This is a genomic window from Xanthomonas sp. 1678 (genome assembly GCF_031455575.1).
In the GTDB taxonomy this organism is placed as follows: Bacteria; Pseudomonadota; Gammaproteobacteria; order Xanthomonadales; family Xanthomonadaceae; genus Xanthomonas_A.
The window spans coordinates 639,332-663,174 of the sequence record NZ_JAVDSZ010000003.1; the positions used below are offsets into that span (position 1 = coordinate 639,332).

A 23,843-nucleotide genomic window follows, 5' to 3' on the forward strand; every position below is an offset into this window, starting at 1 on the left:
CTCAGACGTGATCGCGGAACGCGCGGTACAGGTCTTTCCAGTCGTCGCGTTCCTTCACCACGGTTTCCAGGTATTCCTTCCACACCAGCGCGTCCTGCACCGGATCCTTGACGATGGCACCGATCATGCCGGCGGCCATGTCGCCCGGGCGCAGCACGCCATCGCCGAAGTGGCCGGCCAGGGCCATGCCGTTGTTGATCACCGAAATGACCTCGGCGGTCGAAAGCGTGGCGCTGGGACTCTTCAGCTTGGCCTTGCCGTCTTCGGTAACGCCGTTGCGCAGTTCGCGGAAAATGCGTACTACCCGCGCGACTTCCTGCAGTGCCGGCGGTTCGGCCGGCAGGTCCAGCGCCACGCCCATTTCGGCCACGCGCTTGACCACGATCGCCACTTCGTCTTCCTCGCTGGAGGGCACCGGCAGGATCACCGTGTTGAAGCGGCGCTTGAGCGCGCTGGAAAGTTCGTTCACACCCTTGTCGCGGTTGTTGGCCGTGGCGATCACGCTGAAGCCGCGCACGGCCTGCACTTCACTGCCCAGTTCCGGCACCGGCAGGGTCTTTTCGGAAAGCACGGTGATAAGCGCATCCTGCACATCCGCCGGAATGCGGGTGAGTTCCTCGATGCGCGCGATCTTGCCCAGGCGCATGGCGTTCATCAGCGGGCTGGGCACCAGCGCCTTCTCGCTGGGGCCATGGGCCAACAACTGCGCGTAGTTCCAGCCGTAGCGGATCTGCTCTTCGCTGGTGCCGGCCGTGCCTTGCACCAGCAGGGTGGAATCGCCGCTGATGGCCGCGGTCATGTGCTCGGACACCCACGACTTGGCCGTGCCCGGCACCCCGAACAGCAACAGGGCGCGGTCGGTGGCGATGGTGGCCACGGCCACTTCCATCAGGCGACGCTCGCCGATGTACTTGGGGCTGACCACAAAGCCGTTTTCCAGCGTGCCGCCCAATAGATAGGTCACCACCGCCCACGGCGAGAGCATCCAGTTGGCCGGGCGCTGGCGGGTGTCCTGGCGGCGCAGTTCTTCCAACTCTTCTGCGTATTGGTGTTCGGCGTGCTGGCGCAGGACGGCAGTGCTCATGTTGGCTCCAATGAAAGGTCGTGATGATCAGAAAGCGGAATGCAGCGCCTGACGCAAGGCCAGAAGTTGGCGTGCCTGCTGCACGCAGTCGTGCATGGCCTCGGTGGCGTCGGCCCGTGCTTCGGCCACCTGCACGTGCGACAGCGCGGAGGGGTGAAGCACGGCCAGCAGCTCCAGCAGCGCGTCGCGCAGGGTGTAGTCGTAGCGCAGGGACCCTTCGCCAAACAGCGCACCCAGCCCGGCAGCCAACTGCTGCGAGTAAGTCGCGCTGAGCGTCTGGCCGAGGCCGGTGCTGTCCAACACTTCGCCGAACAGGCGTTTTTGTTGAAGCTCGGCCGCACTGGTGGGCCAGTGCCGTTCGCGTTGCGTCGGCGGGAGCATGGCCAGCAGATCGCCCAGGCTCATGTGCCGCTGCTCCACGCCGATAAGGGCTTCCACCCATTCTGGTTCGCTGGCGTCCACACGCTCCAGCCAGGCGCGCAACAGCGCGTCATACCAGTCCGTGCTGCGGGCCCAGTCCAGCACCTGGGCTGGCGCTTTTTCCAGGGTATGGCACCACCACGCCAGCGGCAGCTGGCGCGCCACCTGATAGAGCCACCAGGCACGCTCACCCAACATATCGTTGTTGGGGCGTTTGCCGTCGATGGCGGCTTCGGCCCATCCCGCATCGGCCGCCGAGGGAGCTTCCAGCTTCCAGGTCGCACGGCGCAGCAGCCCACCGGGTTGGTGCTGCAGCAGGGCGAGCATCTGCGCCTGCACGTACTGCGCGTGCGGCGTGGACGGCAGCCGAGCCAGCATCGGACCCACCAGCATGCGCACCTCGCGGCTGCGGTCCTTCAACAGCGGCTGCAGCAGCGGCGCGTCGGCCTCGCTCAGCTGCGGCTGCAGCGCAGCGACGAAGTCCACCCGTTCGCGCGCGGAAAGGTCTTTCAGCGTGCCCTGCAAGCGCGCGCGGGCGTCCTCGGCGTCGTGCGCACGCAGTTGCCGGAAGAGCAGCAGGCGCGCATCAAACGCGCCTTCGTTCCACACCTGCTCCAGGTCCGTCGGTGCCTCCGCTTCGCCTACCGCATCGGCCGCGTAGGCCCAGTCTGCATTGCAGGCCGCGAGCCAGCGGCCGCGTACACCCAGCACCGGGCGCAGGCCGGGGCGCAACGCGCTCAGGCGGACACCGGCTTCCAACGCCTGCGGCAGCACCGCCACCGGCAGGTGCCGGTTATGTGCGGCCAGCTGCAAGCAGGCTTCGTAACGGGCGCGCTTCATCCACGGCGACGGCTGTGCGCTGGTGAATAGCCCCTTCAACAGCGGTGCCCAGGCGTGGCCGGTGGGCAGCACCAGAGGATCGACTTCCGCAGGCGGCGGCAAAGCCACCGGCGCGGCCATGCGCAGGGCGGCGCGCCGGCAGGCGGCCAGGACGCCAACCTGTTGGCTGTAGCCCAGCGCGGCGTCTTCCTGCGTGGCCACGGCAGCGAGCACTTCGCCCAGCGCGCCTGCGGCGGGAATGGCCTGCGGGCGGTCTATGCCCAGCAGGGCCGGCTTCAACCATGCCTCGCTCATGCCCCGCTCCTTTCCCAGCGCTCGCCCGTCGCGTTCCATGCGGTCAGTGGCAGCAGCGCCTGGCCGTCCCACTCGCCCATCAGGTACAGCGGGTGGCCACCGGCAAACGCCATCAGCGCCCAGCCCTGCATCGTCGGAAGCCGAAGCGGCAGCGTGCCCTCGGCGTGCTGCACCCAGGCGTTGCGGCCATCGTGCGCCACATGCGCCTGCCCAAGTCGCATGGGTACCTGCGGCAGCCATGGGTTGACGGCGTACGCCTGCGCGGCGGCGTCCAGCGTGTCTTCGCGCGGCAACGCCGTACCGGCGTCCATGCCCGCTTCCACCTCGCCCGGCACCGCGCGCAGCGGTACCGTGCCCGCGTGAAAATGCAGCGTGCCCGCATGAACATGGCCGTTGCGCCAATGCTGCTCCCAACCGCGCCCACCGTGGCTGTAGTCCTGCAGCAGTGCGGCCCGCCCGCTTTCCAGGCCATGCAGCCACACGCGGCGCTCCACCAAGTTGCCTGGCTGTTCAATCACATGTTGACCCTGCACGTGCCAGCGATCGCGCACGGTCTCGCCCTCTCGCTGCACCGCTTCGCGCTCCATCGGCCAACCCAGCGCAGTGCGCAGGTCGGCCTGGCGCGCTGCGCTGAAGGTGTCCATGCGGGGCACCGCCTGGGTGAGCAGCTGCAACAGCCCCAGGCACTCGCCAAGTTCGGCCAGCTGGGCAAGGTCGCGTCCGCCCTCGCCCAGCGCCCGTTCCAGCCGGCTGGCCAGTCCCGGGGCCTGGGCATCCACCATGCGTGCCATCATGCGCTGCGCTTCCTGCTCGAAGCCCGCGCCCAGGTTGGCCAGCCCCTGGCGGAACTGGTCGGCCACCCAGCGCTGCAGTTCTGCCGCACCGGTTTCCATGCGCGACCAGCGCGCCTGTTCGCGCTTGGCGGCAGCGGCGGCCTGCACCTGCGGATCCGGCGGAGACACGCTGGCGGCGGCCTCCTCCTTCCGGACCGCACGGGCGCGACGGCCCTGCATCCACTCCTCCACCCAGGCTGGGCGCGCACTTGGCACGCAGCGCGGATTGCCGGCGGCATATAGCAGCAACAATGCCAGGCCGTGCTTGCAAGGAAACTTGCGGCTGGGGCACGAGCAGCGGCTCACCAGCGTGGTCAGCTCCACTTGGGTCTGGTATGGATTGGCGCCGCTGCCTTGGCATTCGCCCCACAGGGCTTCGACGTCGACACCGAGCAGGCCCCATTTTCCGTCTGTGGCCAGACCACCAGCCGCCTTGCTTGACGATGCATCAGGCGCAAGCGCGAGCACCTGCTCGCGCGTGAGTCGCACTTCCATATCCGTACTCACATCAGATTGCGGAGGATGATAGCCGAGGTTGGACAGCTGCAGAAATCATGGTCGTTTGGGTACTGGTGAAGCCCCCTCAGCGAGTTGCAAAATTGTGGCGGTAGAGTAACCAGGGCACATGTAATTCGCGCGGCTTGTTCGCTTCCGACCAGAAGCAGGCATCCCCCTACTCCGACAATGATCCCTGATCCCTAGTCCCAGTCTGTTTGCTTGGACCTATCTATCCTCGATAAACCTCCCTGATCGATCAAAGACCCAGTTCGCAAACCTCAGTCCAGCCCAGTTTTACCCTCCGCCCAGTACGCCTTGGCGACGATGCGCGATGCCGGAATGCCTAGGCCTTTCAACGTGCGGCGCAGACGCTGGATGGATGCGGCCCTGCCCGTCAAGACGAAGGTTGCATTAGCTGCGGCGACCACGTGCAAGCGGCGCTCCATGTCCTGGAGATGCCGGTCGTCGGCGCAGCGGATGAACAGTTCGGCGTCGTCCAGGTCAAGGCGATCCAGCACTGCGCGCGCGGCGGCCTCGCGGGCCACTTCAAGCAGACACGCCACCTCGCTGCGGCCGCCAATCCGCCGATTGAGTGCGTAGGCCAGCCCGATGGAGGTCTCGTCGCCGAGAACGACGCAGGGACCGGCGATGCGACCGAGATCGAGCGATGCGCGCGGGCCGAAGACATCGCATGCGTCGCCGGGCTTGGCGTTGTCGATCCAGGCGCTGCCGGGTCCGCTGCCGTGCGTGTACGCGACGATGCGGGTTCGCCCGGCTACCGCGTCCCATTCGATCGGCGTGTAGGTCCTCGCGACCAGCGCCGAGCCCATTGCGATCTGGATCTTCTGGCCCGGCAGCCATTGGAGTTCGCGGAACGCCGGGCTCTCCAGCGTGATGAGCCGGAAGTTTTCGGCGAGGCTTTCGGCCTGCACCACGCTGGCCTGCTTCATGAACATCCTGAGCAAGGCACGGCCTATGCGGCCCGGCCCGGGTACCGCGACGTCGGGGTTCTGCGCGCTCATCGGGTAAAGATCGACAGTTCGTTGCCCCTGCCCTCGTCGATCGCGATCGGCTGCGACAGATAGCCGTTCGCCGGGTCGCGAACGTAGGCCAGGTATTCGTTGTCGACGTCGAAGGCGTTTTCCGCAAGGATCGGCGTGCCTGGCTTCAGATGCGGCTCGAGCAGCTTGAGCACCGGCAGATAGAGGCTGAATGCGCCGTCCAGCAGCACGAGGTCGATCTGGCCGCCGACATCGGCCAGCGTTTCGCGCGCGTCCCCGACCCGGATGTCGACCAGATCGGCAAGCCCGGCAGCGCGCAGATTCGCGTTGGCGCGGGCGGCCTTGCCGGGTTCCAGTTCGGTGCCGATCAGGTGCCCGCCACCCATATCGCGCAACGCGGCGGCGAGGTGGATGGTGGACACGCCCATCGACGTGCCGAACTCGACGATGCGCGTGGCTTGGCGCACGCGCGCGCACTGGTAGAGGAAGCGGCCATACGCCGGCGTGACGTTGAGGAAGTTCTCGGCGTATCCCTGGTACACGCCGCGCAGATCGCGCCTTTCCGCATTCATCAGTTTCGCGATGGCGCCGCTGAAGGCCTGCTCCGCATGTTCGCCGGGATCGGCCTCGAACTGATCCATGATCCCCTGGTCGGCGCGATCGGCTTCCTGGAACAAATGCTGCAAGGTCTGCGCGACGCGCTCGGTGTGTAGTGAATCCACGATGTTCTCCAATGGCAATGGCCGACGGGGTATCCCTCTGCCGTCACGCATCGTAGGGAGCCGCAACGCTGGCGGCATTGGGGAACTGTGCCAAGATATTCGCAATTCCCGCCAATCGCTGTGGAGTCGACGCCGCGTGCCTGTGCTGACCGATCTCATCGATCCCACCGAGTGGACCGACCCGGACCTCGTCCCGCGCCCGGTGGTGACCATCGGCACCGCCGGCATCGACGTGGCCAGCCTCGGCGACGGGCAGGACCGGTTGGAAAAGGACTTCCATCGCCATCGCAAGGGACAGCTCATGCTGTTGCTGCGTGGGGTGCTCACCTGCGAAGTGGAAGGCAGTCTCTGGATCGTGCCTCCGCAGGGCGCGCTGTGGGTGCCGAGCGATGTCCTGCACAAGATCACCGCCGCCGGCACGATCGAAGTCTATATCGCCTTCATCGATCCGGCCGTCGCCTCGGCGCTTCCGTCGACCTGCTGCGCGATCTCCACCACGGCGCTGTTGCGCGAGTTGGTGATCCGTTCCGCACGCCTGCCGATGCTGTATCCGGAGGGCGGCGCCGAATCGCATCTGGTCGTCCTGCTTCTGGACGAACTGGCGGCAGCGCCAATCGGAACGCTGCGCCTGCCGATGCCGACCGATCCCCGGCTTCGCAAGATCGTGGAGGCGATCGTCGCCGAGCCGGCCGAGCGCGGCACGGTGCAGACCTGGGCGCGGCGCGTGGGCATGAGCGAGCGCACCCTGGCGCGCCTGCTCACGCACCAGACCGGCATGAGCTTCGGCCGCTGGCGCCAGCAGCTTCACCTGATGCTCGCGGTCAAATGGTTGAGCACGGGGGTGTCGGTGCAGCAGGTCGCCGACGATCTGGGCTACGAAAGCGCAGGCAGTTTCGTCACGATGTTCCGCAAGGCGCTGGGCACCTCGCCTGGCCGCTACATGGCCGAGCGGCGTAATCCTTCTTGACTCGCGTTGGGCGTCTTGATCCCTCGCTACCCCGATAGATCGCTCCAGTCCGCGCTCCGTTAATTGGCCATCGGCTAGGCGGGGACGCTTCTGGCAAGAAATCTGCCGACCCCTGAAGTCGAATGGCTTTGAGCCCCGAGATTCCGGGCGCCAGGGCAAAGGGTTTGCTGTAAGTCCTAAAGCCAGTTGCTATTTGGCCCCCCGCCCTGCCCCATGGCGTTAGCTCGCCGCCAGGAACGCGGTTCGTTCAACGCTATCCATCGGATACTAGCGCCCTAGAACAGCTGCGCTCTTGCGCAGATCCGGGTGCCCACCGGCGTTGGCGAACCGCGTCGGCGGTTCGCTGTCCGGTTACTGCCGGCTTTCCCGTTCAACTTGACGTTGCCTCAGATTCTGCTTCCTGCATCCAGGTGCGTTTCCGGCCCGTGATTCGCCATCTGTCGCGCAACGTACCTACAAAAGCGGTCAACGACGGAGTCAAGTGCTATGGACAGTGCGGCTCGCAAGCCCAGGGAGATGCCCGTGTTGGTCGGAGACTCCGACGCGATGCGGGAGTTGAAGGATCTCATTCAGTGCTATTCAGGCTGCGATGCGTTCGTCCTGATCGAGGGCGAAACCGGCACGGGCAAGGAACTGGTGGCACGCCAGTTGCACTACGCCAGCCCGCGTCGCGACAAACCCTTTGTGCCGGTCAACTGCGGCGCGTTGCCCGACAACCTGCTCGAGACGGAACTCTTCGGCCACCGGCGCGGCGCCTTTACCGACGCGCGCAGCAGCGAACAGGGGCTGGTGGAATTCGCAAGCGGCGGCACGCTGTTCCTGGACGAGATCGACTCGCTGTCCTCGCGGGCGCAGACCACGTTGTTGCGTTTCCTGCAGAGCGGCGAGTTCAGGGTCGTTGGCGAGCGGGCATTGCGTATGGCCGACGTCCGCGTATTGGCGGCCACGAACTGTCCGTTGCTGTTGGCGATCGAACAGGGTCGCTTCCGCCGCGATCTCTACTACCGGCTCAGCGCGCTGCAGCTGACCTTGCCGCCGCTGCGCGATCGTGGCGGCGACCTGAAATGGCTGGCCATGCATCTGCTGGCCGAGCTGACCGTACGCTTCGGCCTGCCTGCATGCGAGTGGACCGAGCAGGCTTTGCAGGCGCTGTCCCGCCATGACTGGCCAGGCAATGTGCGCGAGCTGGAGAACGTCACGCTCCGGGCGTGCGTGCGCGCCAACGATGGCCGAATCGGTCTCGGTGAATTGGCGCTGGCGGCGAAGACGCTCTTTGCAGTGCTGCCCGCCGCATCGATCACCTCGATGCCGCCGGTCTGCGGCGACGATCTGCTTTCGATGGCTGAAGCCAAGCAGCGCGCCGTCGAGCGCTTCGAGCACGACTATCTGACGCAGCTCATGGCCCGTACCGGCTACAACGTCAGCCGAGCCGCGACCGAGGCCAACACCGAACGCCGGCATCTTGGAAAGATGCTCAAGCGCCATGGCATCGGGCGCCACTGCCACGACTGACCACCGGGTCCAGGCGCACCCGGTCGCACCGCGGTTGGGTGGGCAATCCCCCAGTCGAACTGGTCGCTCAACAGTTTTTGCGCGCGTGAGTTGGGCTGCAAACCACAGCTTTCTGCGGATTCCCATGCGTCCGGACGCGGTCGTCGCCGAAAAGATCGCTGGCATGGATGTTGCGACCCTTGCCGAGAAAGCACTGGGGATGCTTCACATGATCACGCTCGAGCCGCATGGAAATGATTCGGATCAGGAAGTCGCCGACGCAGTGCTGTCGTATCTCCGCGCGCATCCGGAAGCCGCGGACACGCTGCAGGGCATCGTTCGGTGGTGGCTGCCGCAACAACGGTACAACCGCGAAAGCGGACGTATCGAGGCCGTACTGACGTCGCTTGCGGAACGTGGCCGCCTGCAGGTTCGAATGCTTCCGGACGGACAATTTTTGTATGCGTTGAGCGTGGCCTACAACGCCGATCGCACCGCCGACCTGCACTGACCGAGACCAAGGAGAACCGAAATGCCCGCTGCCCTTAGCTATCCCGGCGTCTACGTAGAGGAGATCCCCAGTGGCGTGCGCACCATCACCGGTGTGGCCACGTCGGTGACGGCATTCGTCGGCCGCGCACTGCGTGGCCCGGTGAACGAAGCGGTGACCATCAACGGCTTCGGCGACTTCGAGCGTACCTTCGGCGGGCTGTGGCTGGGAAGTCAACTCGGTTACGCCGTTCGCGACTTCTTCCTCAACGGCGGCGGCCAGGCGGTGATCGTGCGCCTGTTCCACCCCAGCTACGCCAGCGACGCCGATCGCGTCGACGCCGAAGCGGCCGCCGCGGAGGTATTGGCGGCAGCCGGCGGTGGCGCCGACCTGGCGACGGTGGTCGCCAATGCCAGCACCAAGGCCGCAACGTTCGCCGAAGAACCCGAGCTGTCCGCGGCCAAGGCCGTCGCCGCTGCGATCACCGCCGCCTCGGCAGCACCAGGGGCGACCAAGGATTCCGCGCTCGCTGCCGGCGCCAAGGCCGCCGCGCCGTCGCGCGCGTCGCTGCAGGCCGGCGGTCTGTCGTTGCAGGCCGCCAACGAAGGGCGCTGGGGCGGAAAGCTGCGCGCCGCCGTCGCGATGTCGGGCAACGCCGAAGTCGCCGCCACGCTGGGCGTGGGCGCCGGCGACGTGTTCAACCTGACCGTGCGCGACGCCTCGGCCGGCGGCGGCAGCGAGACCTATCTCAACCTCACCGTGGTCGAAAGCGCACGCCGCGTGGACCGGGTGCTGCTCTCCGAATCGAACCTGGTGCGTGTGCAGGGCAGCCTGCCGGCCACGGTCGACGATGGCGTGGACGAGGTCAGCGCCGCCGAGGACGCGGTTGCCGCGGCCAAACGCGCGTTCGACAAGGCGGTCCGCGACAGCGTCGACACGGCCGCGCTGAAGCAGACCATGGACCAGGCTCGCGCGGCGCTGCAACTGAAGTACGACGAGGCCGACCGCCGCGCCAGCGATGGCGGCGCCTTGGCCGCGACCGACTTCCTGCCCGAGCTCGGCCTGGTGCAGAAGCGCGGCCTGTACGCGTTGGAGCAGGCCGACCTGTTCAACCTGCTGTGCATCCCGCCCTACCGCAGCAACGACGGCGCGAACTACGATGCCGAAGCGATCGTGCTGTCGGCAGCGACCGCGTACTGCGAGCAGCGCCGCGCCTTCCATGTCATCGACTCGCCCAGCGCCTGGGACACCAAGGCCGACGCGCTGGACGGTCTGGACGAGTTCGCCGATCCGCGCAGCCGCAACGCCGCACTGTTCTTCCCGCGCCTGCGCCAACCCAACCTGCTGCGCAACAACGCGATCGAAACCTTCGCCGCGTGCGGCGCGGTGGCGGGCGTGTTCGCGCGTACCGATACCCAGCGCGGCGTGTGGAAGGCGCCGGCCGGGCTCGACGCCGGCCTGGTCGGCGTGCCGCAGCTGTCGGTGCCGCTGACCGATGCCGAGAATGGCGAGCTCAACCAGCGCGGCATCAACTGCCTGCGCGCCATGCCGGCCAGCGGCCGCGTGGTCTGGGGCGCGCGTACGCTGCGCGGCGCCGACCAACTCGCCGACGAGTACAAGTACATCCCGGTGCGGCGGACCGCGCTGTTCATCGAGGAAAGCCTGTTCCGCGGCCTGAAGTGGGTGGTGTTCGAACCCAACGACGAGCCGCTGTGGGCGCAGGTGCGGCTCAACGTCGGCGCGTTCATGCACAACCTGTTCCGCCAGGGCGCGTTCCAGGGCAGCTCGCCCCGCGACGCCTACTTCGTGCGCTGCGACAAGGACACCACCACGCAGAACGACATCAACCTGGGCGTGGTGAACGTCGTGGTGGGTTTCGCGCCGCTGAAGCCGGCCGAGTTCGTGGTGCTGAAGCTGCAGCAGATCGCCGGCGCGATCGAGACCTGATCCCCCTCTTCACCGGAGCACGTCCATGGCCCAGTTCACCGTCAACACGCAGCGTTTCGATCCTTACAAGAACTTCAAGTTCCGCGTCAAATGGGACAACAAGTACGTCGCCGGCATCAGTAAGGTCGGCGCGCTCAAGCGCAGCACGGAGGTGGTCGAGCACCGCGAAGGCGGCGATCCGAGCATCAGCCGCAAGTCGCCCGGCCGCACCAAGTCCGAGCCGATCACGCTGGAGCGCGGCGTCACCCACGACAAGGAGTTCGAGCAGTGGGCGAACAAAGTGTGGAATTTCGGTTCCGGCCTTGGTTCGGAAACCTCGTTGAAGGACTTCCGCAAGGACTTGATCATCGAGGTTTACAACGAAGCCGGACAGCTTGCCATCGCCTATCGCCTGTTCCGTTGCTGGGTATCGGAGTACCAGGCGCTACCCGACCTGGACGCCAACGCCAATGCGGTCGCCATCCAGCACATCAAGCTCGAGAACGAAGGCTGGGAGCGCGACCCCGACGTGGTCGAGCCGGCCGAACCGAGCTTCACCGAGCCGGCCTGAGCGCGACGCCGATGCCTGCTGACTTTCACGACGCCGGATTCCAGCAGGTGCTGTTGCAGACCTGGGAACGGCTGCATGCCGCGGCCGCCGACGCGCGCGCTGTCGGCCTGTTGCAGGCGGTGTGGCCGCAGCCCGACGCCGACGCGTGGGGCGCGGCGAGCCTGGGGACGCGCGATGCGGCGCTGTTCCGGTTGCAGTCGGCGTTGTTCGGACCTCAGCTGCACACCTTGACGCAGTGCCCGGCCTGCGGCGAAACCCTGGAATCGCAGTTCGACTGCGCGCAGTTCGGCGGTGCCGAAGCTCCAGCGCCGATGCCGGTGCCGGCTGCATTGGCGCTGCGCGAACAGGACTGGGAGATCGAGTTCCGTCTGCCCAGCAGCAACGACGTCGTAGCGCTGCGCGAGGCCGCTGCCGACCCCGCGGTGGCGGTCGCCGCGCTGCTGCGCCGCTGCGTGTTGCGCGTGCGCCAAGGCGAACGCGAGGCCAGTGCCGACGAACTGCCGACCGCGCTGGTGGCACGGCTGGAAACGCGCATGGCCGAGCACGATCCGCTGGCCGACCTGCGCCTGGCGCTGGCCTGCCCTGCCTGCGCCACGGCGTGGGCCGCGGCCTTCGACATCGGTGGCTATCTATGGGAGTCGCTCGACGACTGGGCCCAGGACCTGCTGTCCGACGTGCACCAGCTCGCGCGCGCCTATGGCTGGCGCGAATACGACATCCTCGCGCTGACGCCGCTGCGCAGGCGCTTCTACCTCGACATGGTGCAGCCATGAGCGGCTTCCTGCAGCGGCTGGTGGAACGGGTGCAGGGCCCGGCGCATGCGGCGTTGCGGCGGCGCCGGCCGAGCGTGTTCGAAGCTCGCGAGGCCGCGCCGTCCTCACCGATGGCATTCGATGCTGGACTCCCCGCGCCGGTGCCGACGCCGCCTGGCGGCGGCGAGGCCTACGTGGTGCACAGGCACGACATCCATCATCACGATCGCCCGGACGCGCCGGTCGCGTTGCGCGCGCCACGCGCCGAGAGCCCGACCACGCCGGCGCCAAAGGGGGCGCATCCGACGCAACCCACGTTGCCGGCGCCGCCGTCGCTGCGTCCCCTGCCCGCCTCGTCCGCCGCGCGACACAACGTGGTCACCGTGGCCGCGAGCGACCAGACCCCGGTGCCGACGGTGCGCCGCCCACGACGCGAAACCGAGGACACCGCGCCGGCGCCCTCCGCTCCGCACGCGCAGCCGGCGGCCGAAGCGGTCGATCCCACACCGCTGCGCCGCGCGCGTCCCGCACCGACACAGTCCGCCCCTCCCGTGCCGGAGGTGCCGACCTTGCCGTTGCCACCGCGCCTGCCGGCGACCCAGCGCGTCGCCGCGCCGGTCGCCCATCCTGCACGCCGCGCCGCGTTGCCGGCCGCGACCGAGACGTCGGTGCAGGTCACCATCGGCAGCGTCGAAATCCGCGCCCACGCGCCTGCGCCTGCGTCGCAACGGCCGTCGTCGCGCCCTGCCGCCAGCGCAACGGCGCCCAGCCTCGAAGCCTACCTGCGACAGCGCCACGGGGGCCCGCGATGAGCAATGCCCTCGCCATCGCAGCGGTGACCGCGGCATTGAAGAATCTGGTCGACCGCCATCTCGATGGTCTCGACCTGTCTGCGCTCGGCAGCGTCGGCGTCGGCGCAATGGCGCTGGACCGCGTGCTGACCGGCGACAACGAGCCCAACCAGATCAACCTGTTCCTCTACCAGGTCAGCGCCAACAGCGGCTGGCGCAACACCGGGCTGGCGTCGCGCGACGGCGCCGGACAACGCATCGCCAATCCGCCGCTGGCGCTGGACCTGCACTACCTGCTCACCGCGTTCGGCAACCAGGAGCTGAGTCGCGATGCGCTGCTCGGGCTCGGCATGCAGGCGTTGCACGAAACGCCGATGCTCGATCGCGAGCGCCTGCGTGCGCTGCTGGCGCCGCCGGCCCTGCCGTTCGGCGCGTTCTCGGCCGAGAGCCTGGCCGATCAGGTGGAGTGGCTGAAGATCACCCCGCAGTACCTCGGCGCCGAGGAACTGTCGAAGCTGTGGACGGCGGCGCAGGCGCGCTTCCGCGCTTCGATGGCCTATCAGGTCTCGGTGGTGCTGATCCAGTCGGACGCCAGCGTGCGCGCCGCGTTGCCGGTGCTGCGGCGCGGGCCCGACGATCGCGGCCCGCGCGCCCTCGCAGCGATGCCGCCGCGCCTGCGCGCGATCGAGAACCTCACCCTGCCGGGCCTGCGCGGCGGTCGCCTTGGGGACCTGCTGCGGGTCGATGCGGACGGCGCCGATGCCGAGACCCAGCTGGTGTTCGAACACGCACGCAGCGGCCTGCGCCAGTCCCTGCCGTTGCTGGCCGATGGACCGCGCCGCTGGCAAGCGCAGCTGCCGGCCGCCGACGCGCCGGGTGCCGCCGCGGCGTGGGCGCCCGGCCTGTACACGCTGCGCCTGCGCGCCAGCACGCTCGGACAACCCGACCGGATCGGCGATCCCCTGCCGTGGATGCTGGCGCCGCGCATCGCGGTCGTGCCGTTGGCGGCGGCCGCGGATGCCGATGTCGCGCTGGCGATCGACTGCGTGCCGCAACTGCTGCCCGCCCAGCATGCCGGCCTGCGGCTGCTGTTCGGCGGGCAGGAACTGGCGGTCGACAGCGTCGACACGCCGGCTGACGCGAGCCTTCCCAGCATGGTGCACGCGACCGTGCCTGCGGCGATGGCCGTCGCCGGCGCGCACGCCGTGGCGCTGCGCGTGGAGGGTGTGGACAGTCTGCCGGTGGTGCGCAGCGAGGGTGCGCCGCAGTTCGATCCGCAACAGAGCGTGGCGTTGGCGTGAGGCCCATGCGCGCCCTTGCCCCCCACGACCACCCCGGTTGGAGCCTGGCCAACGAGCGCTATCTCGAGCTGTCGCTGGACTGGCTGCACCTGCGCCTGCAGGCGGTGACGCCGTTCACCGCCACCGTTGCCGCAACCACTGCAGCTGGCGGATCGCCACGTTCCTGGTCGCGCTGGAAGAAACACGCGCCCGACCTGCCGGCCCTGCCGGCACCGGACCCCGCCGCGTCACTGGCCGACGTCGCCGCGGCGCGCGATGCCATTGCGGGCGACGAGCCGCTACCGGCACTGCTGGCGCTGGCGCGACGTTTCGGCCTGGATCGCTTCGAGAGCGACATCCTGTGGCTGTGCGTGGCGGTCGAACTGGATTCGACGCTGCCCGCCGCGATTGCGGCCGCGCAGGACGGCGTGTCGGCGCCGACGTTCGCGCTGGCGCTGCGCCTGTTCGACGATGCGGCGTGGGATGCCTTGTCGCCGCACCGGCCGCTGCGCCACCTGCGCCTGCTGGAGATCAACCAGCCCGGTGCGACCGCGCTCACCGCCGCTGCTTTGCGCGCGGACGAGCGCATCGTCAACGCCGTCAAAGGCCTCAACGTGGCCGATGCGCGTCTCGGCGCCTGGATCGGCCCCGAGGTCGCGGAGCGGCCCGCGTCGGCGCTGCAGCAGGCCAGCGTGGAGCAGGTCCTGGCGGCGCTCGACGATGCGTCCGGCGACGCCGCGCCGGTGGTCCAGCTGCTGGGCCAGGACCGCCACAGCCGCCTGGCGATCGCCACCCAGGTCTGTGCGCGGCTGTCGCGCCGGCTGCACCGCATCGCGTCCGAATCGTTGCCGTTGCAGCGCGGCGAACTGGAGACGCTGGCGCGCCTGTGGCGCCGCGAAAGCCTGCTGCTGCCGCTGGCCTTGTACGTGGAGGCCGACGAGGCCGAGGGCGAACGGCTGGCCGCGTTGTCGACCTTGCTCTCCCTGCCGCTGGGGCCGGTGTTCGTCGGCCTGCGCGATACGCCGTTGGCGCTGGACGTGCCGAGTTGTCATGTCCGCGCACCGCTGCCGACGGCCAGCGAGCAGTATCACGCCTGGCGCGAGGCACTCGCCGGGGAAGATACCAAGGCCGAAGCCGCCAGCCTGTCCAGCCACTTCGATCTCGACCTCGGCCGCATCGGCGAGGCCGCCGCAGGTGCACGGACGCGCGCCATTCCCGCCTGGGATCTGTGCCGCGACTTCGCTTCGCCGCGGCTGGACCTGTTGGCGCAGCGGCTGGAGCCCAGGGCGCACTGGGACGACCTGATGCTGGGCGAGGAACCGCATGCGCTGCTGCGGCAGATCGCCGCGCAGGCGCGCGCGCGCCACCGCGTCTACCGCGAATGGGGCTATGGCGAGCGCATGAACCGCGGCCTCGGCATCAGCGCGCTGTTCGCCGGCGAGAGCGGAACCGGCAAGACCATGGCCGCCGAGGTCATCGCCAACGAACTGCGCCTGCACCTGTACCGCATCGACCTGTCCTCGGTGGTCAGCAAATACATCGGCGAGACCGAGAAGAACCTGCGGCGTCTGTTCGATGCCGCCGAACAGGGCGGCGCCCTGTTGTTCTTCGACGAGGCCGACGCCTTGTTCGGCAAGCGCAGCGAGGTCAAGGACAGCCACGATCGCTACGCCAACATCGAGACCAACTACCTGCTGCAGCGCATGGAGTCGTTTTCCGGCCTCGCCATCCTGGCCACCAACATGAAGGCCTCGCTCGACAATGCGTTCCTGCGGCGCCTGCGCTTCGTGGTGAACTTCCCGTACCCCGGCCCGGCCGAACGCTGCCGCATCTGGCGCAACGCGTTGCCGGCGGAGGTGCCGCGCCGCGCACTGGATTGCGAGCGCCTGGCACGCTTCAACCTCAGCGGCGGCAACATCCATTCCATCGCGCTCAATGCCGCCTTCGCCGCCGCGGCCGACGACGATGCGGTGGACATGCCGCGGATGCTGGCGGCGGTGCGCGCGGAACTGCGCAAACTGGGCCGGCCGGTCGACGAGGCGGACTTCCGTGCCACGGCGCGGCCGGCGCCGGTGTCCGCGAGAACGCCGGCATGAGCGCCAGGCTGCATATAGACCGCGTCGTCCTGCACGGTATCGCGCTCGGTCCCGGGCAGCACCTGCTCTTCCAGGCCGCGCTGGAACGGCAACTCGGCGTGCTGCTGGCGCAACAGTCGCTACCGCCGCGGCCGCTCGCGCAGGAGCGCCTGGCCGCAGCACCGGTCGCGCTCGGCCGCAGCACCTCCGCGGAAGACGGCGCGCGCGCCGTCGCCAGTTCGCTGCTCGGCGGCCTGTGCCGATGACCAAGGCACTGCGCCAGCGCGACACCTGCCTGGCGGCGCCCGCGTCGGCCGCCGCCTCGCGTTGCGCCTGCGGCAACCACACGATGGGCGAAGCGCGCTGTACCGCCTGTGCCGCCGCCTCGCACGCTGCCGGACCGATCGCCATCGGCGACATCGACGACCCGCGCGAACGCGACGCCGACCGCTTCGCCGATGCGTACGCGGCGGGTCGTGCCGCGCCTGCGTTGCCGGCGTCCACCGCACCGCGCGACCGGGCCGCGCGCATCGCCCCGCCGGTGTCGCTGGCGCGCACGCTCGGCAGTCCCGGCCAGCCGCTGGCGCCGGCGCTGCGCGAAGACATGGAAGCGCAGACCGGCACCTCGCTGGGACATGTGCGCCTGCACCATGACGCCGTCGCCGCGCAATCGGCGCGGGCGCTGGACGCGCAGGCCTACAGCGTCGGCGCGCATGTCGTCTTCGACCAGGGCCGGTATGCGCCGCGCGATGTCGAAGGCCGGCGGCTGATCGCGCACGAGCTGGCGCATGTCGCCCAGGACCGCGGCATGCCGCCGGTGCTGCGGCGCAAGCCCAATGCCGGCAAGACCACGGCGCCCAAGCCCGCCGATACCGAGCAGAAGAAGACCGACGACCCCGATTGGACGCGGCTGCAGATCCACAGCAGCGGCATGGACGCGGCGGCCGCCTACATGGGCGCCAACCACCTGAACTTCCGCGGGGAAGCGCTGCGCAAGATGGTCTTCGTCGGCCTGCACCCGAAGTTCCTCAAGGTCTATGACGACAGCGGCAAGCCGGTCGGCGGCAAGCTGCCCTTCAAGGACATCAAGGGGCTGGCGTTCACCCCCGGCATCTACGTGCACTACGGCAACGCGATGCGCGCGGTGACCGTGGATCGCAGCGGCAAGAGCATCGACATCGAGTCCAGCGCCAGCCCGGTGGTCTCGCGCGACCTCAGTGCCGAGGAGAAGCAGCAGGCCGCCGACGACGCCAAGAAGGCAGGCGCCGGTGCCGCAGCGCCGAAGCGCCTGCCGATCATGGATCTCACTGCCATCCTGCAGGACGCCGGCACGTTCCGGCAGCGGGTCAACGCCACGCCGAACCCGCTGGTGATCTATTTCGTGCCCACCTACGACAGCGGCGGTCGCGGCGGCAAGGACGGCGCCGGCGGCGCCGGCCTGTATGCCAGTCCGCTCCAAGGTCGCGGCGACGGCCAACCGCCGAATGCGCCGCCGTGGCCGGTCAACATGACCGGTCCCAAGCTGGTCCCGGTCGATGCCAACCCGACTTACTCGGCCACCATCGACTGGGGCGCCAACGGCAACTACAACATGGCCTCGCAGGCGATCTCGCAGATCGGCGAAACCATCCACTACCGCTGGGAGTCGTTCGACGTCACCCAATACGCCGAGCAGCAGGCCAACAAGGACAAGGCCAAGCAGAAGGGCGAGAAGGTCGACGACAGCGGCCCCAGCTACGAGGAAAGGCTGGCACAGCTCCAGCATGCGAGGAAAGGCGCCGGCAAGGACGTCACCGGCATGGGCGGGGCCAATCACGAGTTCAATCGCGCCTTCAGCGACTGGCGGAAGGACAATCTTCGCGCCGCCCACGGAACGCTCAACCCGCAGGGCGACACCGTAGGCGAGCGTCTATCCAATGCCGCCGCGAATCGGCTGGCACTGGAACTGGCGCCGGTCTCGCTGCTGACCACCGCCATAGGCGCGGCGCTGAGCTGGGTGGCCGAGCTGTTCGCTGGCCCGCGTACGCAACAGGAAATCCCTTTCACCAAGAAAGGCATCTACCTGGTGCGCACGATCACCACGCCGGCGATCAACGAGGACCGCGAAGGCAAGCAGATCATCCGCCCGCCCTCGGTCGCGTCCAAGATCACCGAAGTGGCGCCGATGGAAAAGGCGGTAGACGAAGCGCTGGACGAGCCCAGCGCGCAACTGGCCGAACTGGAGGCGCAGATCAAGCTGGCCGACGCTGCCGGTGAGGTCGCCAAGGGCAAGTACCTCCGCGAGTTGCTGTCGCAGGCGCGGCTGCGCTTTGAAGGCTCGGCGTTGGACGTACTGCGCAAGAGCGAGGCCGAGAAGCAGAAGGAACTGGACGACTTCAGGAAGGAGGCGCCGAACCTCTCCGACTACGGCCGCGAGCGCGACCTGGAACTGGTGCAGGACCAGATCAAGCGCTACCAGCGCCACGAGGCCGAACGCACCGCAGGCGCCACCGACCTTCAGCCGATGCGCCGGCTCAATGCCACGCTGATCTCCGAGGTCACCGGCGAGCAGTATCCGATGCTGCTGTCGGCCGGGCCGATGGCCAAGCACGGCGACCGGCACCGCTGGCTGGTCAGTGACGTCACCAATCGCGACGGCGATGCCTATGTCGGCATGGGCGGCACGCCGAGCGAAGCGCTGCGCTCGGCGCTGACCAAGTTCGGCGGCCATGCATCGTACGGCCGCGGCAAGATCGGCGTGCGTACCGGCAACCTGGGGCTGGAATCCGGCGCGCCGGAAACCATGTACGTGGAAAGTGCGCCGGCCAACTGGGCGCTGGCCGAGAAGCGCCTGGACGACCTGGTGATGACGCTGGCCGCGGTCGGCCTGTTCGTCGCCTCGGCCGGTACCGCCGGCGCGGTGATCGGCGCCGGCGTTGCGGCGGCGCGGCTGATCCAGCGCTGGCAGGCGGGCCGCCTGTACCTGGACGCGCAGACCGTCAGCGATGTGCTCGGCGTGCTCGGCGGTGTCGGCGCGGCCGGCCAGTTGGGAGCCGGGCTGCGCGTGCAGAAGTTCGAGAAGGTGTTCGCGATCGTCCAGGACAGCAAGTTCACCCAAGCGCAAATCGCCGCCGCCACCGACGCGCTCAAGGCCGCCGAACGGATCGCCAAGGGCGTGGAGATCGCCAACGAAGTCATGAACTACGGTGGGCTGATCTGGGGCAACCTCAGCTTCCTCGATCAAATGGTCGATATCGCTGCGCAGGAACGCAGCGGCAACATGACCCATGCCGCCGCCCGCCGCGCCCGCGCGCAGGCGATCGGTTCGGCGGTGCAGAACAACGGCATGTTCATCGCCGGCAACGTGATGAAGGCCAAGCAGGCGGCGAAGGAGGCGCAAGGGCCGGCAAAGCCGGAAGCCAAGGGCGCGGCCGCCAAGGAAAGCCTGCCGGCCGAACGCGCGCCGACCCCGGGCGAACCCACCGCCAAGAGCCCGCTGGAACGCGCGCCCGGTGAACCCCAACTGGGCGAGCCGCCCGCGATCAAGGAAAAAACCAACAGCGTCGACGACGAGGCCCGCGCCAAGGCCGACAAGGAAGCGGCCGCTGCGCATCCCGAACAAGCGAGCCCCGGCACCGCGCCGGCGACCGAGCGCCGCTCCACCCTGGAAGAAATGGCCCACGAGTTGCCGCCGGACATGCGCAAGCTCGCCAGCATCGACGACAAGCTCGAAGGCAACGATGTCCGGGTCGACTACGACATCAACGACAAGACCGGGCTGATCACCGAGATCCGCATCCGTTGCAGCCCCGACGCCCGTCCGGAAACGGTCGGCATGCATGCCGATACCGTGCGCGCGATGCAGAAATACCAGGGCTTCTCCGGCCGGGTGAAGCTGGCCATCGCCGACATCGCGCGGCTGATCGGCATCGATGCGATCAAGCCCGAACACCGCGCCTCGTACGAGGCCAGCCTCGAAGTACAGAAGCTGCCCAAGGCGATCAAGCAGCAGATGGAGCACATGCGCACGCTCGGCCCGGAAGCCGCGGCGCAGGCGATGGCCGAGCTCGAGAGCCTGCAGGTGCAGCTCGATCAGCATCTGCGCACGCTCGACATGGGCACCGCGTTCGCTGGCGACGGCGAAGGCTTCGTTGCCGCCAAGGGCTTGTCCAAGGCCAAGCAGCGCCAGTACGCCGAGCTCGAAACCAAGCTGCGCCAGCAGGATGTGGGCAGCAAGCGGCACAAAGCGATCCGCCGCGAAATGTACGAGTTGATCGGCGGCGACCTGCCCTACGACAGCTGGTCCAATGTCTATGACGCCAACGTCGATCGCGCCAACAAGGCCAACATCATCGTCGCTGCCGAGCATGCGCGCATCGGCATGGGCAAGACCGAGCAGACGGTCAAGACCGGCAAGGATGAGGTGCGCCGCCTGGATATCGCCGACGTCAAGAAGAAGATCGGCATCGAGGTCAAGGCGTACGAGACCGGCAAGATCTACGCCACCGAAGACATCGTTTCCGAAGTGATGCGCGACGCCAAGCTGGTCAAACGCGGCTGGAAGATCAAGTGGATGCTGATCGATACCGAACCTAGCGGACCCTTGCTTAAGCTGCTGCTGGACAATGGCATCCTGGTCGAGCGGCGCACCTCCGACGGCAAGGGCAACAGCACCTTCGTCAGCCGCAACCTGCCCAAGCGATGACCCCTTCCCCGACTCCGGAGCATACCGACATGGCCGACCCCTTCCACGCCTTCAGATTCCACTCGCGCGAGGACTTCCAGATCTGGCTCGCCAGCGATGTCGAAGTGCGCGACGAGCTCTACGCGATGATGCCCAGCGACCCGGGCCGCGACATGGCCTCGCTCGATGCGGTCGAAGCCTTCCTGCTCGAACGCTTCGCCAGCCTTGATGCGGCGCTGGCGCTGGAGCACCGCGCCGTGCTCGACGCGGTGGCGCGCCACATCGGCCTGGTGATGGTGCTGGCGCTGGACGAGGCGTCCTGGGACATCGATCTGGACGACCCGGACAACGTCTATTACCGCCTGCCCATCGTGCGCATGGACGACGACGCCGAAGAGTGTCCGCTGAGCATGGCCACCGCCGCCCTGGATCGCCGCCAGCCGGGCTACCTGCGCGGCGTGGCCGAGAGCTACGAGTGAGAACGCCATGAGCGGCTATTCGCGCACGCCCAAGCTGGTCAAAGGTGGCCTGGCCCTGCTGGACCCGCTGGCCGGCCACGTGCTGCGGATCCTGGCGCTGCAGTACAACCCGGACACCCTCACCCGGACCCTGCAGGTGCGCGGGGTGGGCAGCGACCAGGGCGACCGCAGCGAGGCGCTGCGCTTGAAGGGCCCAGCGGTGGAGACGATCAAGCTCGAGGCCGAGATCGACGCCACCGATGCGCTGGAAAGCGGCCGCGGCCCCAACGTGACGCTTGGCCTGCATCCGCAGTTGGCGGCGCTGGAAGCACTGGTGCAGCCGAGCAGCGCCGACCTGCGCAGTGCCGATGCGGTGGCCTCGACCGGTTCGCTGGAGATCGCGCCGGCGCAGGCGCCGCTGGCGGTGTTCGTGTTCGGGCCGCAGCGCATCGTGCCGGTGCGGGTGACCGAACTGAGCATCACCGAGGAAGCGTTCGACACCCAGCTCAATCCGATCCGCGCCAAGGTCTCGCTCGGCCTGCGCGTGCTCAACGTCGACGACCTCGGCTTCGACAGCCGCGGCGGCGGCCTGTTCATGGGCTACCTGCAGGCACGCGAGCGCCTCGCCGCACAGGCCGGCCAGGGCGACTTCCGCGCGCTCGGCATCTCCGGCATCCACTGAGCAACCCATCATGGCCAACTACGACTTCCCACCGACCAGCCGCTATCACAACGTCCCGCTGACCGAGCTGACCTTGCCCGACGGCACCGTGGTGCCCTACCTGCAGCGGCGCTTCCTGCCGAGGGTGGACGGCTTCAGCGTGCTGCGCGAACACGCGGTGGTCGAAGGCGAGCGCCCCGACCACATCGCCGCACGCGAACTGGGCGATCCGGAGGCGTTCTGGCGCCTGTGCGACGCCAACGGCGTGATGCACCCCGATGCGCTCACCGACGAGGTCGGCGGGATCGTGCGCATCGCCCTGCCCGACGGCGTGCCGCCGCCGGCGCGGGAATGAGTCATGCTGCAGGGCGTCCACCTCACGCTGATGATCGGGCCGGCCGTGCCGGTCCCGGTGCCGCGCGCGGTGGTCGAGGCGTTGCAGAGCGTGGAAGTGACCAGCGGCCGCGACCGCGCCGGTTTCCAGCTGACCTTCGCGGTGGGCAAGAACTCCAGCCTGCTGACCACGCTGTTGCCGTCGGGCTATTTCGATCCGCTGGTGACGCGGGTGATCGTGATGGTCACGCTGGGCGGCATGCCGCACGTGCTGATGGACGGCATGGTGACGCGCCAGGATCTGGCGCCGAGCAACGATCCGGGGCAGTCGACGCTGACCGTCACCGGCGACGACCTCAGCGCGGCGATGGACCTGATCGAGCTCGCCCTGCCCTATCCCAACATGTCCGACACGGTGCAGGCCTATGCGGTGCTGGCCAAGTACGCCGCGCTGGGCGTGGCGCCGATCGTGATCCCCGGCTTCATTCCGACCCAGCCGATCATGACCGAGCGCATCGAGTCGCAGAACGGCACCGACCTGACCCATCTGCGGCGCATCGCCGACGACAACGGCTTCGTCTTCTACGTCGAGCCCGGCCCCTTGCCGGGGCAGAGCATCGCCTACCTCGGCCCTGACATCCGCGTGCCGGTGCCGCAGCCGGCGCTGAACGTGAACATGGACGCGCACACCAATGTCGAGTCGCTGAGCTTCTCGCTCGACGGCCTGGCCAAGGAGAACATGTTGGTCACCGTCTACGACCCGGTCACCGGCCGGGTACCGATTCCGCTGCCGATCCCGGCGATCAGCATCTTCCAGCCGCCGCTGGGCGCGCGGCCGATCGCGCCGTTGCGCCTGGCGATGTTCCGCGAGTCCGGCGGCGACGACACGCTGTCCACCGCGAAGAAGGTGCTCGGCCGCCTGCTCAAGGGCTCGGCCAACGCCATCACCGCCACCGGCTCGCTCGACGTGTTGCGCTACGGCCACGTGCTGCGCTCGCGGATGCTGGTCGGCGTGCGCGGCGCCAGCATGGCCTACGACGGCCTGTACTACGTGGACAGCGTCACCCACAAACTCAAGCGCGGCGAATACAAGCAGAGCTTCCAGCTCAGCCGCGACGGCCTGATCTCGCTGACGCCGAAGGTGCCGACATGAGCCAGTCCCATCGCAACGGCCAATTCCCCGGCATCTATCGCGGCACCGTCACCAGCAATGCCGACCCCTATTTCCGCGGGCGCCTGCTGCTGTCCATTGCCGACGTCGCCTCGTTCGTGCCCACCACCTGGGCCGAACCGTGCACCCCGCTGTCCGGCCCGCCCGGTCCGGGCATGGGCATCTATGCGGTGCCGCCTTCGGGCACCGGCGTATGGGTGATGTTCGAACAGGGCAACGCCAACAAGCCGGTCTGGCTGGGCTGCCGTTTCGACCTGCCCAGCGACGCGCCGGCGATGGCCAAGCTCGGCAATCCCGCCGATCCCAACATCGTCATCCAGACCCTGCTGCAGAACATGGTGATGGTCAGCGACATGCCGCCCACGCCGGTTACCGGCGGCATCGTGCTCAAGAGTACGACCGGCGCGATGCTCGTGGTCAACGACAGCGGCATCTACATCGACAACGGCAAGGGCGCGTCGATCTATCTCGTCGGCCCGGCGATCACCTTCAACAAAGTCGCGATGACCATTACCTAAGCCG

General features: G+C 68.3%; 21 protein-coding genes and 1 pseudogene. 16 read left to right on the forward strand and 6 right to left on the reverse strand.

Features of this window, described 5'->3' with window-relative positions; all coding sequences use genetic code 11:
• Position 1: 1 nt before the first annotated feature.
• From J2Y70_RS08920 to J2Y70_RS08945, 6 genes and pseudogenes are all read right to left on the reverse strand, one after another.
• Entirely contained in the window at positions 2–1,084 is a 1,083-nt protein-coding gene (locus J2Y70_RS08920) for an AAA family ATPase (protein ID WP_263398351.1), read from the reverse strand.
• Between the two features lie 27 nt (positions 1,085–1,111).
• Entirely contained in the window at positions 1,112–2,638 is a 1,527-nt protein-coding gene (locus J2Y70_RS08925; RefSeq protein WP_309916035.1) for a DUF5691 domain-containing protein, read from the reverse strand.
• On the reverse strand, positions 2,635–3,498 hold the full coding sequence (locus J2Y70_RS08930; RefSeq protein WP_309916282.1) for a hypothetical protein: 864 nt from the start codon (positions 3,496–3,498) through the stop codon (positions 2,635–2,637). Before J2Y70_RS08930 ends, J2Y70_RS08925 begins: the two co-directional genes overlap by 4 nt.
• Before the next feature lie 222 nt (positions 3,499–3,720).
• A pseudogene (locus J2Y70_RS08935) lies at positions 3,721–3,966 on the reverse strand (SWIM zinc finger domain-containing protein); the annotation flags it as partial.
• Between the two features lie 281 nt (positions 3,967–4,247).
• Positions 4,248–4,991, reverse strand: a complete 744-nt coding sequence (locus J2Y70_RS08940; RefSeq protein WP_309916037.1) for a siderophore-interacting protein — start codon at positions 4,989–4,991, stop codon at positions 4,248–4,250.
• Positions 4,988–5,692, reverse strand: coding sequence for a class I SAM-dependent methyltransferase (locus tag J2Y70_RS08945; protein ID WP_309916040.1), 705 nt, complete (start codon positions 5,690–5,692; stop codon positions 4,988–4,990). Before J2Y70_RS08945 ends, J2Y70_RS08940 begins: the two co-directional genes overlap by 4 nt.
• Positions 5,693–5,828: 136 nt before the next feature.
• Between J2Y70_RS08945 and J2Y70_RS08950 the strand changes: the two genes are divergently transcribed.
• From J2Y70_RS08950 to J2Y70_RS09025, 16 genes are all read left to right on the forward strand, one after another.
• The gene (locus J2Y70_RS08950) at positions 5,829–6,659 is read left to right on the forward strand and encodes a helix-turn-helix transcriptional regulator (protein WP_309916043.1); all 831 of its coding nucleotides are present in this window, start codon (positions 5,829–5,831) and stop codon (positions 6,657–6,659) included.
• 516 nt (positions 6,660–7,175) lie between these two features.
• Entirely contained in the window at positions 7,176–8,171 is a 996-nt protein-coding gene (locus J2Y70_RS08955; RefSeq protein WP_309916046.1) for a sigma-54 dependent transcriptional regulator, read from the forward strand.
• Positions 8,172–8,295: 124 nt separating this feature from the next.
• A complete protein-coding gene (locus J2Y70_RS08960) occupies positions 8,296–8,661 on the forward strand; it encodes a hypothetical protein (protein ID WP_263394557.1) in 366 nt (121 codons plus the stop codon).
• A gap of 21 nt (positions 8,662–8,682) precedes the next feature.
• Positions 8,683–10,587 (forward strand): phage tail sheath subtilisin-like domain-containing protein, encoded by a 1,905-nt coding sequence (locus tag J2Y70_RS08965; RefSeq protein WP_309916053.1) that lies wholly within the window; start codon positions 8,683–8,685, stop codon positions 10,585–10,587.
• Between the two features lie 25 nt (positions 10,588–10,612).
• Entirely contained in the window at positions 10,613–11,137 is a 525-nt protein-coding gene (locus J2Y70_RS08970) for a phage tail protein (RefSeq protein WP_263394559.1), read from the forward strand.
• A gap of 11 nt (positions 11,138–11,148) precedes the next feature.
• Complete coding sequence (locus tag J2Y70_RS08975; RefSeq protein ID WP_309916061.1) at positions 11,149–11,910, forward strand: hypothetical protein; 762 nt, start codon at positions 11,149–11,151, stop codon at positions 11,908–11,910.
• Positions 11,907–12,701, forward strand: a complete 795-nt coding sequence (locus J2Y70_RS08980) for a hypothetical protein (RefSeq protein ID WP_309916064.1) — start codon at positions 11,907–11,909, stop codon at positions 12,699–12,701. Before J2Y70_RS08975 ends, J2Y70_RS08980 begins: the two co-directional genes overlap by 4 nt.
• On the forward strand, positions 12,698–13,981 hold the full coding sequence (locus tag J2Y70_RS08985; protein ID WP_309916066.1) for a DUF4255 domain-containing protein: 1,284 nt from the start codon (positions 12,698–12,700) through the stop codon (positions 13,979–13,981). The genes J2Y70_RS08980 and J2Y70_RS08985 overlap by 4 nt, the downstream gene beginning before the upstream one ends.
• Before the next feature lie 5 nt (positions 13,982–13,986).
• Complete coding sequence (locus tag J2Y70_RS08990; protein WP_309916069.1) at positions 13,987–16,056, forward strand: ATP-binding protein; 2,070 nt, start codon at positions 13,987–13,989, stop codon at positions 16,054–16,056.
• A complete protein-coding gene (locus J2Y70_RS08995) occupies positions 16,053–16,301 on the forward strand; it encodes a hypothetical protein (RefSeq protein WP_309916072.1) in 249 nt (82 codons plus the stop codon). Before J2Y70_RS08990 ends, J2Y70_RS08995 begins: the two co-directional genes overlap by 4 nt.
• A complete protein-coding gene (locus tag J2Y70_RS09000) occupies positions 16,298–20,719 on the forward strand; it encodes a DUF4157 domain-containing protein (RefSeq protein WP_309916075.1) in 4,422 nt (1,473 codons plus the stop codon). The genes J2Y70_RS08995 and J2Y70_RS09000 overlap by 4 nt, the downstream gene beginning before the upstream one ends.
• A 29-nt stretch (positions 20,720–20,748) precedes the next feature.
• Positions 20,749–21,177: a hypothetical protein gene (locus tag J2Y70_RS09005; protein WP_263394566.1), complete on the forward strand. Its 429-nt coding sequence runs from the start codon at positions 20,749–20,751 to the stop codon at positions 21,175–21,177.
• A gap of 7 nt (positions 21,178–21,184) precedes the next feature.
• On the forward strand, positions 21,185–21,838 hold the full coding sequence (locus J2Y70_RS09010) for a hypothetical protein (protein ID WP_309916081.1): 654 nt from the start codon (positions 21,185–21,187) through the stop codon (positions 21,836–21,838).
• Between the two features lie 10 nt (positions 21,839–21,848).
• Entirely contained in the window at positions 21,849–22,172 is a 324-nt protein-coding gene (locus J2Y70_RS09015; protein WP_309916084.1) for a LysM domain-containing protein, read from the forward strand.
• Between the two features lie 3 nt (positions 22,173–22,175).
• Positions 22,176–23,303, forward strand: coding sequence for a hypothetical protein (locus tag J2Y70_RS09020; RefSeq protein WP_309916087.1), 1,128 nt, complete (start codon positions 22,176–22,178; stop codon positions 23,301–23,303).
• A complete protein-coding gene (locus tag J2Y70_RS09025) occupies positions 23,300–23,839 on the forward strand; it encodes a phage baseplate assembly protein V (RefSeq protein WP_263394570.1) in 540 nt (179 codons plus the stop codon). The genes J2Y70_RS09020 and J2Y70_RS09025 overlap by 4 nt, the downstream gene beginning before the upstream one ends.
• Positions 23,840–23,843 lie beyond the last annotated feature (4 nt).